16 protein-coding genes are annotated in these 15,869 nt (G+C 59.0%); 9 read left to right on the forward strand and 7 right to left on the reverse strand.

Annotated elements, in window-relative coordinates; all coding sequences use genetic code 11:
- Positions 1–117: 117 nt before the first annotated feature.
- The 4 genes from gap to C0U40_RS03075 form a co-directional block, all read right to left on the reverse strand.
- Positions 118–1,116, reverse strand: coding sequence for a type I glyceraldehyde-3-phosphate dehydrogenase (gene gap, locus C0U40_RS03060; RefSeq protein ID WP_101654261.1), 999 nt, complete (start codon positions 1,114–1,116; stop codon positions 118–120).
- 108 nt (positions 1,117–1,224) lie between these two features.
- The gene (gene cbiB, locus C0U40_RS03065; RefSeq protein WP_101654262.1) at positions 1,225–2,172 is read right to left on the reverse strand and encodes an adenosylcobinamide-phosphate synthase CbiB; all 948 of its coding nucleotides are present in this window, start codon (positions 2,170–2,172) and stop codon (positions 1,225–1,227) included.
- A 3-nt stretch (positions 2,173–2,175) separates the two neighbouring features.
- Positions 2,176–3,135, reverse strand: a complete 960-nt coding sequence (locus tag C0U40_RS03070; protein ID WP_101654263.1) for a threonine-phosphate decarboxylase — start codon at positions 3,133–3,135, stop codon at positions 2,176–2,178.
- Positions 3,132–3,506 (reverse strand): DUF1636 family protein, encoded by a 375-nt coding sequence (locus tag C0U40_RS03075; protein WP_101654264.1) that lies wholly within the window; start codon positions 3,504–3,506, stop codon positions 3,132–3,134. Before C0U40_RS03075 ends, C0U40_RS03070 begins: the two co-directional genes overlap by 4 nt.
- Positions 3,507–3,644: 138 nt before the next feature.
- On the opposite strand from C0U40_RS03075, the gene C0U40_RS03080 reads away from it, so the two are divergent.
- Positions 3,645–4,013 (forward strand): response regulator, encoded by a 369-nt coding sequence (locus C0U40_RS03080; protein ID WP_101654265.1) that lies wholly within the window; start codon positions 3,645–3,647, stop codon positions 4,011–4,013.
- 25 nt (positions 4,014–4,038) lie between these two features.
- Here the strand turns inward: C0U40_RS03080 and C0U40_RS03085 are convergent, their stop codons facing one another.
- Positions 4,039–4,875, reverse strand: coding sequence for a trypsin-like serine peptidase (locus C0U40_RS03085; protein ID WP_101654266.1), 837 nt, complete (start codon positions 4,873–4,875; stop codon positions 4,039–4,041).
- Between the two features lie 50 nt (positions 4,876–4,925).
- A complete protein-coding gene (locus tag C0U40_RS03090) occupies positions 4,926–5,903 on the reverse strand; it encodes a glutathione S-transferase family protein (RefSeq protein ID WP_101654267.1) in 978 nt (325 codons plus the stop codon).
- Positions 5,904–6,070: 167 nt separating this feature from the next.
- On the opposite strand from C0U40_RS03090, the gene C0U40_RS03095 reads away from it, so the two are divergent.
- The 8 genes from C0U40_RS03095 (at position 6,071) to cobM (ending at position 13,859) form a co-directional block, all read left to right on the forward strand.
- A complete protein-coding gene (locus C0U40_RS03095; protein ID WP_101654268.1) occupies positions 6,071–6,841 on the forward strand; it encodes an MBL fold metallo-hydrolase in 771 nt (256 codons plus the stop codon).
- Positions 6,842–7,126: 285 nt separating this feature from the next.
- Positions 7,127–7,348 (forward strand): DUF6732 family protein, encoded by a 222-nt coding sequence (locus C0U40_RS03100; RefSeq protein ID WP_101654269.1) that lies wholly within the window; start codon positions 7,127–7,129, stop codon positions 7,346–7,348.
- Positions 7,349–7,352: 4 nt separating this feature from the next.
- The gene (locus C0U40_RS03105) at positions 7,353–8,630 is read left to right on the forward strand and encodes a sirohydrochlorin chelatase (protein WP_101654270.1); all 1,278 of its coding nucleotides are present in this window, start codon (positions 7,353–7,355) and stop codon (positions 8,628–8,630) included.
- Positions 8,627–9,292 carry a precorrin-8X methylmutase gene (locus C0U40_RS03110; protein ID WP_101654271.1) on the forward strand — a complete coding sequence of 222 codons (666 nt, stop codon included), beginning with the start codon at positions 8,627–8,629 and terminating at the stop codon, positions 9,290–9,292. Before C0U40_RS03105 ends, C0U40_RS03110 begins: the two co-directional genes overlap by 4 nt.
- Complete coding sequence (gene cbiE, locus C0U40_RS03115) at positions 9,289–10,500, forward strand: precorrin-6y C5,15-methyltransferase (decarboxylating) subunit CbiE (protein WP_101654272.1); 1,212 nt, start codon at positions 9,289–9,291, stop codon at positions 10,498–10,500. Before C0U40_RS03110 ends, cbiE begins: the two co-directional genes overlap by 4 nt.
- Positions 10,497–11,198 (forward strand): precorrin-2 C(20)-methyltransferase, encoded by a 702-nt coding sequence (cobI, locus tag C0U40_RS03120; protein ID WP_101654794.1) that lies wholly within the window; start codon positions 10,497–10,499, stop codon positions 11,196–11,198. The genes cbiE and cobI overlap by 4 nt, the downstream gene beginning before the upstream one ends.
- 44 nt (positions 11,199–11,242) lie before the next feature.
- Positions 11,243–13,045 (forward strand): precorrin-3B C(17)-methyltransferase, encoded by a 1,803-nt coding sequence (gene cobJ / locus C0U40_RS03125; protein ID WP_101654273.1) that lies wholly within the window; start codon positions 11,243–11,245, stop codon positions 13,043–13,045.
- A gap of 22 nt (positions 13,046–13,067) precedes the next feature.
- The gene (gene cobM / locus C0U40_RS03130) at positions 13,068–13,859 is read left to right on the forward strand and encodes a precorrin-4 C(11)-methyltransferase (protein ID WP_101654274.1); all 792 of its coding nucleotides are present in this window, start codon (positions 13,068–13,070) and stop codon (positions 13,857–13,859) included.
- Between the two features lie 86 nt (positions 13,860–13,945).
- Here cobM and C0U40_RS03135 read toward each other — a convergent pair whose 3' ends face one another.
- Positions 13,946–15,805 (reverse strand): DEAD/DEAH box helicase, encoded by a 1,860-nt coding sequence (locus tag C0U40_RS03135; RefSeq protein WP_101654275.1) that lies wholly within the window; start codon positions 15,803–15,805, stop codon positions 13,946–13,948.
- Between the last annotated feature and the right edge of the window lie 64 nt (positions 15,806–15,869).

A 15,869-nucleotide genomic window follows, 5' to 3' on the forward strand; every position in this document is an offset into this window, starting at 1 on the left:
GTTACTTATCACCCTGCAAATATGAAGCGTCTTGCAAGACGCTTCATATATCACGCTTCTTAAATGAAGCTTCAAGGCAGCAGTGTCTTGAAGCCTTTTTTGATCGCCGGAACGTCCTTACAGGAATTTGCCCATCGCAACAGCGGTATCGGCCATGCGGTTGGAGAAACCCCATTCGTTGTCATACCAGCTCAGTACACGGCCCATGCGGCCCTGAACTTGTGTCTCTGATGTTGCCACCACCGAAGAACGCGGGTCGTGGTTCAGGTCAATTGACACGAGCGGCAGGGTTTCCATACCCAAAACGCCTTTCATCGGGCCATCAGCCGCGTCTTGCAGCGCTGCATTGATCGCTTCGATGGTCATTTCCTTGGTAGTGTTGAATTTGAAATCGACGCAGGACACATTCGGGGTCGGTACACGGATGGCTACGCCGTCCAGCTTACCGTCCAGTTCTGGCAGAACCAGACCCAGCGCTTTGGCCGCGCCGGTAGATGTTGGCACCATCGAAAGCGCCGCCGCACGGCCCCGTTCCCAGTTGCTGGAGCCGCGATCCAGTGTCGGTTGGCTTCCGGTATAGGCGTGAACGGTTGTCACCAATCCGTCTTCAATCCCGAAGGTGTCGTGCAGAACCTTCGCCAGCGGGGCAAGACAGTTGGTTGTGCAGGACCCGTTGGACACGATGATGTCTTCGCCTGTCAGCGTGTCGTCGTTCACACCATAAACGATCGTCTTGTCGGCGTTCTTGCCCGGTGCGGATACCAGAACACGCTTGGCACCGGCTTGCAGGTATTTCTCGGCCTTCTCCTTGTCCTTGAACAGACCTGTGCATTCCAGTGCAATATCCACATGGCCCCAGTCCAGCTCTGCAGGATCGCGCAGGGCGCTTACAGGGATCGGGCCATAGCCTACATCAAGAGAGTTCTCCGTGTGTTTGACCTCGCCTTCGAAAATCTTGTGCACACTGTCGTATTTGAAGAGATAGGCAGAGTTATCAACCGGTGTGAGGTCGTTGATAGCGACGACCTCGATGTCCTTGCGGCCGCTCTCTACGATGGCGCGCAGGATGTTGCGGCCGATCCGGCCAAAGCCGTTAATTCCTACTTTAACAGTCATAGTGCTTCTCCGATCCCAAAAGTTTCGCCCGAACGGGGCGTTTTCGCAGTTTCGTTAGCGATAACGTAAGCGGACGAAAGGTTCAACCTCATTTGAGTCGCAGGGTGATTACAGCAACCAGAAAATCAGGGCGAGAAGGGCGAAAAAGCCTGTCATGGCGAACCAGCTGCGGTTCAGGGCGCGCACGGCATCAAGAATATCCGTGCTGCTGAGGTCCCGTTTGCCCCGCTCGTTCACGAACAGGTCATTGGTCATCTCGCCGTCATAACTGCGCGGTCCGGCAAGCGATACATCCAGCACACCGGCCATGGCCGCTTCGGGCCATCCGGCGTTCGGGGAGCGGTGCATATCTGCGTCCTCGAACACCACATCAAGGGCGGCGCGGTCAAAATGGGCGAAACAGATCAGCACGGCAGTGATCCGTGCGGGCAGCCAGTTCAGGATGTCATCCAGTTTGGCGGCAGCAAAGCCGAATTCGGCATATTCTTCGTTCTTGTAGCCGATCATACTATCGGCGGTGTTGACGATTTTGTAGATCAGGATGCCGGGCAGACCGAGGATCAGGAACCAGAACACCGGCGCGACAACACCGTCGGAAAAGTTTTCGGCGGCGCTTTCAATGGCAGCGCGGGAGACTTCGCTTTCCCGCATGGCGCCGGTATCCCGTCCTACGATCATCGATACGGCGTTCCGTCCCTGTGGCAATCCCTTTTGCAGGGCGGCTGCCACATCGCGCACGTGGTCAATCAGGCTCTTGTGGGCGATGAGAACTGCCGCAATAACAACTTCAAGCAGGTTCACCGCCACGCCGAGATAGTCGAAGTTGTTTAACAGTTCAAAAACCAGCCCGATTGCTCCGGCAATCAGAACCAGTACGGCGACAGCAACAAAGCCTTTAATCCGCCGTGCAGAACCACGGTTTAAATATTCATCCAGACTGTTCACAAGCCGCCCCATCAGTGTGGCGGGGTGGGGGTAGCGGTCCCAGATTTTTTCCGGCTCCCCCAAAAAGAAATCCAGCACCAATGCCAGCAGAACCATCAGGAAGATACTCATCGTTTACTCCAGGACCTTTTGCAGTTGGGTCCAAGCGGCCTGCGTTCCGGGCAAGCCGAGACGGATCAGCGTTTTGGAATACGGGAAAATCCGTGAAAGGATGCGCCCCTTGGCCAGTTGGTCGAAAGCTGCCTCAGCATCTTCGACATCGTAAAGTCTGAACAGGCTGGTGCCACGGGGGTTCTCATATCCGGCACCGGTTGCGATGGTATCCAGCCGTGCGGCGTCCTGCTGCAACCGGATGCGGGTTGTATCGGCCCACTCGCCGTTTGACAGGGCATGCAAGCCGATGTGCTGGGCCGGACCGGAAATCGCCCAAGGACCAAGCATCTGTTCCAGTTTGGCAATGGTTTCGGGACGCGCCATCGCAAAGCCGAGCCGTACCCCCGCCAGCCCCCAGAACTTGCCCAGACCTTTCAGGACGACGAATCCCTCGCGATCCGCAAGGTCCATATGACTGACGGCAGGGCTGATATCGCAAAAGCTTTCGTCGATGATTGTGAGGGACCGGTGCTGGTCGAGCAAAGTGCCCCGATCCCAGAGCCGTCCGTCGGGATTGTTCGGGTGAACATAAACATTGGCCTCTGCGGGGGAGTCGCCTACTGCCCAGCCGAATGCCGCAAAACTGGCGGCATGTTCGTTGTAAGTCGGGCGCGCGATGCCGACGCCGCTGGCAGGGGCGAGCCGCGGCAGGGCGGCGATCAGGGCAGAAACGCCGGATGCTGCAGCAATGGCCGCCCCCTGAGGCACGTTCCAGAACTGTCTTGCGGCGCCCAGCAGGTCGCTCTGGTCCTGACTGTCGGGCAGGGCCTGCCAGAAACGGGCCGGAATCTGTGGCAGGGGGTATGGAACGGGGTTGATACCGGTGGACAGGTCCACCCAATCCGTCCGCACGCCGCCAAAACGGGCGATGGCATCATCAAGCCCGCCGCCGTGGTCCCGTTTTTGATCCGGCGGCGTCATTCAGACTCTGGCAGGGTAGGGATGCGCGACACAAAGTGGCCTTTGACCGCCTTGGGCCACTCGCGAAACGGCACTTGCCCCTTTTCGCTGGCGGCATGTTTTTGGGCGTATTCGACTATGCCTTCGGCAGCTTCTGTACCCGGCTCAAACCGCCCCATAACGTAAGTCAGCTTGCCTTCCGCCTGAATGGCGATGTTGCAGCCGTGGTTGCAGCCCATCAGGCAGGCGTGGCGGCGTGTCTTTACGTCGCTGGCTCCTTTTGCGGCGGCTTCCACCGCCTCGGCCAGAAGTTCTCCGTCCGTTTGAGAGTGGGTTTCGGCGTTCCAGCCTTCACGTTTGCAGGTTTCGCAAATGGTAATTGTGGTCGTCATAGCAGTCTTTCAGCGTGTTTCCGCTCGTTTCACCATCTAAAGAGCGAAAACACAATTGATAACGGTTAAGGTGGGGAAAATTAAAACATTATTAACAAATAGAGCAGACCCTTAAAATTGGGTAAATTCGGGTGCGTGATGAACATTCTCGTTGTAGAAGCCGTGGCGGAACTTGGCCGCCTGTGGTGCCGCCATCTGGAGCGGCAGGGCGGAATCACGCGCCTGTGTCTCGACGAAAAATCTGCGATTGATGCGCTGCGATTTGAACCTTTCGATGTGCTGGTTCTTGACGTGGGAATGGAAAACACGAGCGTTCTGGCGATTAGTGATCTGGCGACTTACCGGAATCCCAGTGTGGCGATCATTGTTGTGACCGCTAAAAGTTTCTTTTCGGACGGTATGATTTTTGATCTGATCCCGAACGCGCGGGGGTATCTGCATACACCTGTCCAGCCCGACGATCTCGCGGCGCTGGTGGATCATTACGGGCGGATCGGCGGCGAGTAGCGCGACCGCTGTTTGCGGGGGAATGTCAGTTTCCGCTTCTCACAAATTTTGCACCCGTGGTTGTTCGGCCGGATCCTACGGTAATCCGCTTGATCTGTGTCGGCTGCGGAGCGCTCGTGCCTGTGGTTGCGTAGCGGGGCAGCACACGCAAGGCACGTTTGAGATGGGCAATGTTCGCTGGCAGGTCCATTCCGAAAGCCACGATATCTCCGTCCGCATTGCGTCCCGACGATACGAGAGACACGATCCTTGCGCGGTTGCCTTCTTTTACAAAAACAGGTGCGCCGGATGATCCGAAGGTCACATCGCAGTTGAAGGCAATAAGTCCAGCACCGCGCGCCAGTACATCGCATTGTTTCTGCCATGACATCACGTCATCCCGCCCCTTGCCGTATGAAACCACGCTAACCGAATTGCCAGGGGCAATTCCGGAATGGATGGCGAAAGGGGCCGCTGTGAAAGTGGAAATCGGAGCAGCCAGTTTCAGCAGGGCCACGTCATGGCGGATGTTAGAGGTGATCGGCCCGAGGGCTGCTCTGTAATTGGCATGGGCCACAACCTGTTGCACGGCGCGGGTCTCGATAGAGGTGCCGTCTTGATAGCCTGCCGCGAAAGTGAATGCGCTCGCTTCATGCAACCGGTTTGTGCTCTGATCAAATACGCAATGGGCTGCGGTCAGGACCAGATCGCTCGCGACAAGCACACCCGTGCAATAGCCTTGTCCGCCGATGTCTATGCGCCCCACTGCCTCCCAGCCGAGGATATCGGTCCGGTCTGTCAATGGTGTCAGCCCGCTTGCCCCAAGGCTCACGGGGGTGAGGGTTATTAAACATGTCGCGGCGAACCGCCCTAGATACGTCATAACCTGTCTCCGGTTGTGCAGATACAGGCTGGCATCACTCTGGGGCGAAATTATGTTCCTCGTTTGTGCGCTTTGTGCCAGTCCGGTGAGGGGTTGATCGGTATGATCCGGAACGGATTCACATTGTTCTGACTGTAGTGATAGTGCCGAACGATGTGTCCGAAATGCACCGTTTGTTCGACGCCGGGCCGTTGAAACAACTCCCGCGCATAGGCCCAGAGGTTAGGCATATCCGTGATCCGGTTGCGGTTGCATTTAAAGTGGGTGTGATAGACCGCATCAAACCGCACGAGCGTGGTGAACAAACGCCAGTCGGCTTCTGTCAGGCGATCGCCCATCAGGTAGCGGTGGGTCGCAAGGTGGTTTTCAAGCCAGTCGAGCGTATCGAATAGCGGATGAATTGCGCTGTCATAAGCGTTCTGGCTGCTGGCAAAGCCCGCTTTGTAAACACCGTTGTTCAGCGTTGTGTAAATCCGTGAATTTACCTCTTCAATGGCGTCTCGCAGGTCCGCCGGCCAGTAATCTTCCGTGTTGCCGGTGATGCCGTCAAAAGCAGAGTTGAACATGCGGATGATTTCGGAGCTTTCGTTTGAAACGATGCAGTTTTGCTTTTTGTCCCACAAGACAGGCACGGTTACGCGGGTGGTCGCGTTCGGGTCGGATTTTTGGTAAATCTGATAAAGATAACTGTTCCCGAAAAGGCTGTCGCCCTGCGCCGGACCGCCGTCCGTTTGAAAGGTCCAGCCGTTTTCAAGCATATCGGGATGGACGACATCGACGGAGATGTGATCCTCTAAGCCTTTAAGTTTGCGAAATATTAGTGCACGGTGGGCCCAAGGGCAGGCAAGCGAGACATAGAGGTGGTATCGCCCGCTTTCGGCGGGAAAGCCGCCTTCACCACTGGGACCGGCACTGCCATCAGCCGTGATCCAGTTGCGAAAGCCGGAATCCTTGCGCACAAATTTGCCGTCTTTGCCGCCATCTACCAGCTTTTCGGTTTTCCAGTTCCCGTCAATCAATTGACCCATGACGTCATGCTCCTCTCGCTTTCAGTGCAGATTAGCCTGCTCTTGCAGTGATGTCTGTTAAAGACCACGGTTTTCACTGTTGCGTGAGGTGGAACAGAAATTTTTTACGCGCCCGACCGATCACGATATATCTGCGGCATTACCAACAAGGAGGTTGAGTAAACCCAATGACCTATTCCCGCAGAAGTTTCTTGAAGACAGGCGCTGCCGCAACAGGCGTCGTCTTTTTACCTTATGTTGTCGGGGCTGCAGCCCATGCCGGCAATGAATTTGCAACGGATTCCGGTACTGTTTCCGTGAATGCGATTGCCCACGCTTCTATGGTGTTGCTGACACCTGTTGGCACGATCCATGTCGATCCGGTTGGCGACGTGGCGCAATATGCTGATTTCCCAAAGCCGGATCTGATCTTGCTGACCCATCATCACGGCGACCATTTTAATGTAGATACGCTGAATGGTCTGGTGGCGGACGGTACCAAACTGATCACCAATCCGGAAGTTTACAACCAGCTGCCGGAAGAGTTGAAAGCCAAGGCGAGCCAGATGGCTAATGGCGATTCGGGTGAATTCAACGGCATGTCGATTGATGCCATTCCTGCCTATAACACCACTGAAGAACGGTTGAATTTCCACCCGCAGGGACGCGACAACGGCTATGTTCTGGTGATTGACGGGCTGCGTGTTTATATTTCGGGCGATACCGAAGACATCCCCGAAATGCGCGCATTGAAAGACATCGACGTTGCATTTGTCTGTATGAACCTGCCCTTTACTATGGATGTGGAAGCAGCAGCTTCAGCTGTGTCGGAGTTCCAGCCGAAATACGTTTACCCGTACCATTACCACGGGCGGGACGGCGGGACACAGGACCCCGAAGCCTTTGCAAAACTGCTGAACGATGCGGTTCAGGTGAAGATGGGCAACTGGTACAGCTGATCCGGATCAAGACATGAACAATCCCCGTTGCGCCTGACTGTGCAGCGGGGTTTTTCTTTGCCAACCTCATACATTGTCGCTGCTCCGTGGCGTTTCCTGCACCTGTTCTGCCGCGAATCCCGTTGCGCGGGGGGGGCGGGCTGCTTATACCTTGCCCAACGATGCCCCACAGGGGCCGGAAAGGTGTATCGTCGGGGGCTGACCCAAATAGGGGGCCAAAGACGAGATCGTTAGAACGCTACATCCCGTGGCGGCCTTTCCGTTGGATAAAAGGAAGGGACCGCGATGCGTTATTCGGTATTTTTGACAGCAATTCTGGCCGCAACAGGGGCGAATGCCCATGTAGGGCATGTGGGCGAACTGGCGTCCCACGACCATTGGGTTGCAGCCGGTGCGATCGGAGCGGCAGTCGCTATCGCGGGTTGGAACATCCTGAAGGGGCGCAAGAAAGACAAGACTTCCGAAGCAGAAAAAGCCGAGGCAGACGAAGCCCCGCAAGAGGCCTGAACCCATGACAAAGAAAATCGGCGTCATGATTTGCGGACACGGGTCGCGCAGCCAATCGGCAGTGGACGAATTCTCGGTGCTGGCAGAAAAACTGCCCGCGCTTCTGCCGGACTGGCAGGTGGAATACGGCTATCTGGAGTTTGCAAACCCGGTGATCCGCGTCGGGCTGGACAAACTGCGGGATGCTGGCTGTGACCGCATTCTGGCGGTGCCTGGCATGTTGTTTGCCGCGATGCACTCCAAAAACGACATTCCTACGGTTCTGAACACCTATGCCGTCAAGAACGGGATAGACGTATCTTACGGGCGCGAACTCGGGGTTGATCCCAAGATGATTGCAGCCGCCGGTGCGCGGATACAAGAGGCCGTGGATGCGGCTAACGCGGAACACGGCGAACTGCCTCTGGAAGAAACCGCTCTTGTGGTGATCGGGCGCGGGGCCTCTGATCCTGATGCCAATTCCAACGTGTCCAAAATCGCGCGGATGCTTTGGGAAGGCATGGGCTTTGGCTGGTGCGAAGTGGGCTATTCCGGCGTGACCTTCCCGCTGGTGGAGCCCTGTCTCGATCATGTCAGCCGCCTTGGCTACAAGCGGGTCATTGTGTTCCCCTATTTCCTGTTCACGGGCATCCTGATTGACCGGATTTACGGGTTCACGGACAAATGCGCCGCGAAATATCCCGAAATCCAGTTCGTTAAAGCGGGGTATCTGAACGATCACCCGCTGGTTCTGGAAACCTTCGCGGACCGTGTGAAAGAACAGCTTGGCAGCACGCCGGTGCCGAATTGTGGCATCTGCCAGTACCGCACGCAGGTGCTGGCGATGGATGGCGGCGATACGCGGGTCATCCCCGTCGAAGCCCGCCGCGCCGCGATGGGCGCGGATCATCCCGCCCTGTCAGAAGTGCCACCGCCCACCTGTGTTCTGTGCAAATACCGCGCGCAGATTATCGGGTTCGAAGCCGAGGTCGGTGCGATTCAGGAAAGCCATCATCACCACGTTGAAGGGCAGGGCGCGCAGGCGCCGGGGTCCAATGTGTCTGATTGCGGATTGTGTGGCGACTGGTGCACGGGGGAGTGTCGTCTGGATCTGGACCATCACCAACATCATCACGATCACAGTCATTCTCATGATCACGACCATGACCATCATCACGATCACGGGCATCACCACCACGGTCATGATCACGGACATAGCCACGACCATCATCATGATCACGTTCATCCCGTCTACCCCCATGCCAAACACCCGCTTGGCCCTGAAAGTGCACGCCGGAAATGAGAAACGGAGCAAAGCCGCCGCGCCCTCTCCCGTATGAGAGGGTGCCGGCCGAGATTTACGCCCAGTCCTTTGCCACCGTGCGGGCCGAGGCCAATCTGGATCGTTTTCCCGAGGAAATGCGCCCGATGGTGATCCGTCTTATCCACTCTTGCGGGATGGTGGAAATTGCGGACCGTCTGGCCTATTCTCCGCAGGCTTTTGCGGCAGGACGCGATGCGCTGCGGGCCGGTGCGCCGGTACTGTGCGATTGCGAAATGGTCGGCGCTGGCATCATCCGGCGCTACCTTCCGGCGGATAATGACGTGATTGTCACACTCAACGATCCGACTGTGCCTGATCTGGCACAGCGCATCGGTAACACACGCTCCGCGGCTGCGGTGGAGCTGTGGCGCGACCATATCGAAGGCGCGGTCGTGGCCATCGGCAATGCGCCGACGGCCTTGTTTCATCTGCTGGAACTGCTGGATCAGGGTTGGCCGAAACCGGCCTGTATCCTTGGCTTTCCTGTCGGATTTGTTGGCGCCGCCGAGAGCAAGGCCGAACTGGCGGCACGTGCGCGGGGCTGTGATTTCGTCGCCCTGCGCGGCCGCAAGGGCGGCTCTGCGATGGCGTCTTCGGCAGTGAACGCGCTGGCCGCCGGACTGGTAGAGGAAAAACAATGACCCCTTGGTTACATATTGTCGGCATTGGTGAAGACGGTCTGGACGGGCTTGTCCCCACCGCCCGCGCTATGGTGGAAGCGGCTGAAGTCATCATTGGGGGCGATCGTCATCATTCGCTTTCCGACAACATTCGTGCAGAGCGGGTGGCATGGCCTTCGCCCTTTGATGCCCTGATCGACACGTTGCAGGGCTATAAGGGTAAACGGGTTGTGGTTCTCGCCACGGGCGACCCGCTTTGGTATTCGGTTGGTGCGCGGATCGGACGGTCCATACCGCCGCGCGAAATCACCTATCACCCGCAGCTTAGTGCCTTTCAACTGGCCGCCGCACGCATGGGCTGGTCCATGCCGGATGTGGAAACCCTGACGGTCCACGGCCGCCCGGTAGAACAAATGATTGCCTTCATCCAGCCGGACCAGCGGTTGCTGATCCTGACCACGGGTGCAGAAACTCCGGCACAGATCGCAAAATTCCTGACCGAGCGGGGCTATGGAAAATCGCAGATGACTGTGCTGGCTGCCATGGGGGGCAAGGACGAAGAACGTTTCGAAGGGCTGGCCGAAAGCTGGAACCATGTTGTGCCCGCCTTCAACACGCTGGCCGTGGACTGTGTGGCTGCGGAAGACGCCGCGCTGATCCCCCGCGTGCCCGGTCTGTCCGATGAGTTGTTCCAGCATGATGGCACCATGACCAAACAGGAAATCCGCGCCGTGACACTGGCCAAGTTGATGCCGATGCGCGGGGCCTTGTTGTGGGATGTAGGCTGCGGTTGCGGGTCTGTCGCGGTGGAATGGATGCGGGCGGCACGGTTCAGCCATGCCATCGGTATCGAACCCCGTGCGGACCGCCGCCTGTTTGCGGCGCAAAACGCTGCCGCGCTGGGCGCACCTCGTCTGGAACTGGTCGAAGGCACGGTTCCCGCAGCACTGGACGGGTTGAAAGCCCCCGATGCGATATTTATCGGCGGTGGCCTGTCCCGTGAAACGTTCGAGACCTGCTGGCAGGCGCTGCGCCCGCTCGGGCGGCTGGTCTGCAATGCGGTCACGCTGGAGAGCGAGTCCCTGTTGCTGTCCTTGCACAAGGAATACGGCGGGCAGCTTGTGAAACTGAACGTGAACCGCGCCGAACCCATCGGCGGGCCGGACACCGGCCTGACCGGATGGCGTCCCTTGATGCCGGTGACACAGTGGAGCCTGATCAAGCGATGAACGGCAAACTCTACGGTGTGGGGCTTGGTCCGGGCGATCCCGAACTGATGACCCTGAAGGCTGCGCGGCTGATCGGCGCGGCGGATGTTGTGGCTTACCCGAGCCTTGAAGGCGGGGCGAGCTTTGCCCGTGCCATTGCCGCCGGTGTGATCCCCGACGGGGTAGAGGAAATCTCGATTTCCATCCCCATGTCGGTGAAGCGGGAACCGGCGCAAGTGGCCTATGATGCCGGTGCGGCAGAACTGGCGGCCTCTCTTCGGGCGGGCAAAACCGTTGTGGTTCTGTGCGAAGGGGACCCGTTCTTTTACGGGTCGTTCATGTATCTGTTTTCCCGTCTGTCGGATGAATTCGAGGTCGAAGTCGTGCCCGGTGTCACAAGCGTGACGGCCTGCGCCGCTGCCCTGCGCGCGCCCCTGACGGCGCGAAACGAGGTGCTGACGATTATTCCCGGCCCGATGGAAGAAACCGCGATGGAGCAGCGGATTGCGGCGGCCCAAGCGGTTGCGGTGATGAAGGTCGGGCGGCATCTGCCGAAGATCCGCCGCGTGCTGGACCGGCTCGGGCTGATGGAACATGCGGGCTACGTAGAACGGGCGACCCTGCCGGAACAAAAGGCGATGCCCTTGGAAAGGGCTCCGGAAACGGCGCCTTACTTCTCGATGATATTGGTGACCAAGGGCGAGGATCCTTGGTTGTGACGATGATGGCGGGCCGCGGTCTGCCCAGTGATAAGGTTTGATGGATGGTTAATCCGGTAGTTGTTTGTTTGTCCCGCTCGGGCGAGGCCACGGCCCGCCGTGTAGCGGAAATTCTGGGTGCTGCGGTACACGGGCGCGAAGGGCGCGTGGATCAGGCGGATGCCTATTTCGCCAATGCGCTGGAGCATGTGCGCGTGCTTTTCGCCAGTGGAACGCCTGTGGTGGGGGTCTGCGCTGCCGGTATTCTGGTGCGTGCCGTTGCGCCGCTGGTCAGTGACAAGAAAACCGAACCGCCCTTGCTGGCTGTGCCGGATGACGGATCCACGGTGATCCCGCTGCTGGGCGGACATCGCGGCGCGAACCGTCTGGCCCGTCAGATCGCCGAGGGTCTCTCCGCCCATGCCGCTGTAACAACGGCGGGCGATGTGGCGATGGGGGTCGCGCTGGACGAGCCGCCGCTGGGCTGGCGTCTGGACAATCCACAGGATGCTAAGGCCGCGATGGCGTTGATGCTGTCAGGCGGTGGCGTGCGGGTCGAGGGGGAAAATATCTGGGGTGTCGAAACGGTGGAAACCGGCGCAGTTACACTGACCACCACAGAGGCCCCGATGGAAGGGGACGGCACGCGGCTGGTTTATCACCCGCAACGGTTTGCGCTGGGGCTTGGCTGTGCACGGGGCTGTGACGTAGAGGAAATCTGGGCGCTGGTGCAAAAAACGCTGGCGGAGAATAACATCGCGGCAGGGGCGGTTGCCTGTGTTGGTTCGCTCGATCTGAAGGGGGATGAACCTGCGATGATCGAAACAGCCGCCCGTCTGGGCGTGCCCTTCCGCGTGTTCACGGCCGCCGAACTGGAGGCGCAGACGCCCCGTCTGGCCAATCCGTCTGCAGTGGTGTTTGACGAGGTCGGCTGTCACGGCGTCTCCGAAGGCGCGGCGCTGGCGCTCGGCGGGGATGCAGCTGTGCTGGCGGTTGAAAAACAGAAGACCGCGAATGCCACCTGTGCACTGGTACGCTCCGAAGCGCCGATTACAGAATTTACAGGCCGGTCCCGCGGCAAGCTGTCGATTATCGGGATCGGTCCGGGGCAACACAGCTGGCGCACGCCGGAGGCAAGTGCACTGGTGGCAGAAGCCGAAGAACTGGTGGGCTACGGGCTGTATATCGACCTGCTCGGCGCTTTGGCACATGGCAAGGAACGCTCCGACTTCCCGCTTGGCGGGGAGGAAGACCGCTGCCGCTATGCGTTGGAACAGGCCGGTAAGGGTAAGAATGTCGCGCTGATCTGTTCCGGTGATGCGGGGATTTACGCGATGGGTGCGCTGGTGTTTGAACTGCTGGACCGTGGCCCCGACGAAATGGGCGTGTCCGACGCGGCCCATCGTGTGGAGGTCGTATCCACACCCGGTGTCAGCGCCTTGCAAGGGGCTGCGGCCCGCGCCGGTGCGCCTTTGGGCCATGATTTCTGCGCGATTTCCCTGTCGGATCTGCTGACCCCGCGCGAAGATATCGTGAAGCGGTTGAAAGCGGCGGCGGAAGGGGATTTCGTGATCGCCTTTTACAATCCCGTTTCCATGCGCCGCCGGACCCTTCTGGCCGAGGCGCGGGATATTCTGTTGCAACACCGCCCAGCGGATACGCCTGTGATGCTGGCTTCCAGCCTTGGCCGTCCCGAAGAACACGTCCGCTATCGCAAACTGTCCGAGTTGGAAGTGGACGAGGTGGACATGCTGACGGTGGTTCTGGTCGGGTCGAGCCATTCCAGACTGGCGCAACTGGGCGAGGGGCCGCGCATGTATACACCGCGCGGTTATGCCCGCAAGATTGACGGAGATCTGGCGTCCTGAACGGCGCAGAGAGGATAACACGATGACAGTTTATTTTATTGGGGCCGGACCGGGTGATCCCGATCTGATCACGGTCAAAGCCAAAGCGCAGATAGAGTCCTGTCCGGTTTGCCTTTATGCCGGTTCGCTGGTGCCAGAGGCTGTGGTGGCCTGTGCGCCCGTCGGGGCAAAGGTGATGGACACGGCCGTGATGACGCTGGACGATACCCACGCCGAGATCAAAGCCGCCCATGAGCGGGGCGAGGATGTGGCGCGGGTCCATTCCGGTGATCCGTCCCTTTACGGGGCCATTGCCGAACAGATCCGACGGTTGCGGGCGGATAACATCCCCTTTGAAATCATTCCCGGTGTGCCAGCATACGCGGCAATGGCGGCGACTATCGGGCAGGAACTGACCATTCCGGAAATCGCGCAATCCATCGTGCTGACCCGCATGTCCATGCAATCCACATCCATGCCAGCGGGCGAGACGCTGGAGAACTTCGGTCGCACGGGGGCTACGCTGGCGATCCATTTGGCCGTGCGCAATATGCGTGAAATCGAACGGCAGCTGGTGCCCCATTACGGCGAAGATTGCCCCGTGGTGGTCGGCTATCGTGTGGGCTGGCCCGATCAGGAAATCATTCGCGGCACCTTGTCAGACATCCGCATGAAAGTGCGCAAGGCCAAGATTACCCGCACTGCGCTGATCATGGTGGGTCCTGCACTGGCAGAGAGCCATGATTTTGTTGATTCCGCGCTGTATGATCCATCAAAACCCCATGTTTTGCGTCCGGTGACAGGCGTTGATCTGGTGGAGCCGAACAACACCTGACCCCAGTCATAGGGCGAAAACGTTAACAGCCGGTGTCTTTGGGGACACCGGCTGTTTTTTGTCTTCTGGAAGATTTGAACCTAACGTCAGTTCGAAGGGTTCTTCGAGGCCGCGCGTCGGGCCTTGTTCTTCTTGCTGTTGGCCTTTCCCACTGCGGGGGCAAGATTCTTGCCGCCTTTCTTTTTCAGCGGCGTCACCACACCTTCGGGGCGGCTGTCTTCGGGGCGGGCGCGTTTCTTGAACTTCGGCTTGCCTTTATCCTTACTAGACGGTGCTTTGGGCTTTTTGCGGCGCGGCGCCGGATCGTCGTTCCAGTCAATTGGCGCAGAAGACGTCTTTGGCTTGAATTTCGGCTTTGGGCCACGCTGCGCGGCGCTTGGCGCGTCGATTTGGGTGATCGGAGAGTCCCGATCGAATTCCATTTTCGGGCCGACTGATTTCAAGAAACCCTCGACGCTGCCCTTGCGGATTTCCACCAGCGTTTCATTGTGCTGGACGCGGATCGCACCGATGTCGTCCTTGGTAATGCCGCCGACTTTGCACAATTTCGGCAGGAAGCGGCGCACTTCGACACCGGCATTCTGGCCTCCGACGACGGAGAACCATACCGACGGTCCGAAGGCGGCTTTGGCATCGCGCGGGTCAAACGGTTGGGGTTCGCCCAGTTCCTCGGGGGCCGTCTGGCGCGACCGGTAAAGCCGCAGATAGGCCGCAGCAACCTGTTCGGGGCTGTGCAGCTCCAGCAGGTTTGCAACCGCTTCGGATTCTTTTTCTCCAACGGGCGTGTGCCATGCCTCGTCCGCCAGCATACGGGCTTCATCCTGCGCCATCACGGCTTCGGCTGAGGGGGCGGGGCCTTGTTCCGCAGTTAGCTTGGCTGTGCTGAGCAGACGTGCCGCCTTGCGCAGGGCCTTGGGGTTGGCGATCAGGATCGAAACGCCCTTACGCCCTGCACGCCCTGTGCGACCAGAACGGTGCAGCAGGGTTTCGCTGTTGGAGGGCAGGTCCGCATGGATCACCAAATCAAGGTTTGGCAGGTCGATGCCCCGCGCAGCCACATCCGTCGCCACACAAACGCGGGCACGTCCGTCGCGCATGGCTTGCAGGGCGTGGGTGCGCTCGTTCTGGGACAGCTCGCCCGACAGGGAGACCACGGAAAAGCCGCGGTTCGACAGACGGGTGGTCAGACGGTTCACGGTGGCGCGGGTGTTGCAGAAGACCAGCGCACCGGGGGCTTCGTAATAGCGCAGCACGTTGATGATGGCTTTTTCATCGTCGCGGTTGGCCACGCTCATCAGGTGGTATTCGATGTCCGAATGCTGCTGGCGTTCACCGATAGTAGACACGCGCACCGCATCATTCTGGTAGGTTTTCGCCAGTTTGGCGATGCTGCCGGAAACCGTGGCCGAGAACAGAAGCGTGCGGCGGGATTTGGGGGAGGCTTCGAGAATGAATTCCAAATCCTCGCGGAACCCCAGATCAAGCATTTCGTCTGCTTCATCCAGTACAACAGCCCGCAGGCCGGACAGGTCGATGGAGCCGCGCATGATGTGATCGCGCAGACGCCCCGGAGTGGCTACAACCACATGGGCACCACGACCAAGCGCACGGCGTTCGTCGCGCATGTCCATGCCCCCCACACAAGAGGTCACGATTGCATTGGCCTTGCCATACAGCCATGTCAGTTCGCGCATCACCTGCATGGCGAGTTCGCGTGTCGGGGCAATCACCAGCGCCAGCGGCTTGCCCGCAGGACCGAAGGTTTCGTCGTCTTCCAGCAGGGTCGGGCCAAGCGCGAGGCCAAAGCCGACTGTCTTGCCAGAGCCCGTCTGAGCCGAGACCAGAAGGTCGGAATTACCCAGATCGGGATCGGTCACAGCGGTCTGGACGGGAGTGAGTGTTTCATAACCGCGCTCGGATAGCGCGTCGGAGAGAGCTTGTTTCATAGGTCAGTTCTTTTCGGGATAGGCCCCGAAGAGCGGTCACGCGCGGCAGGGAGGTTCGTGCCGC

The sequence above is a fragment of the Neptunicoccus cionae genome, assembly GCF_002860325.1.
Lineage (GTDB): Bacteria > Pseudomonadota > Alphaproteobacteria > Rhodobacterales > Rhodobacteraceae > Amylibacter > Amylibacter lutimaris.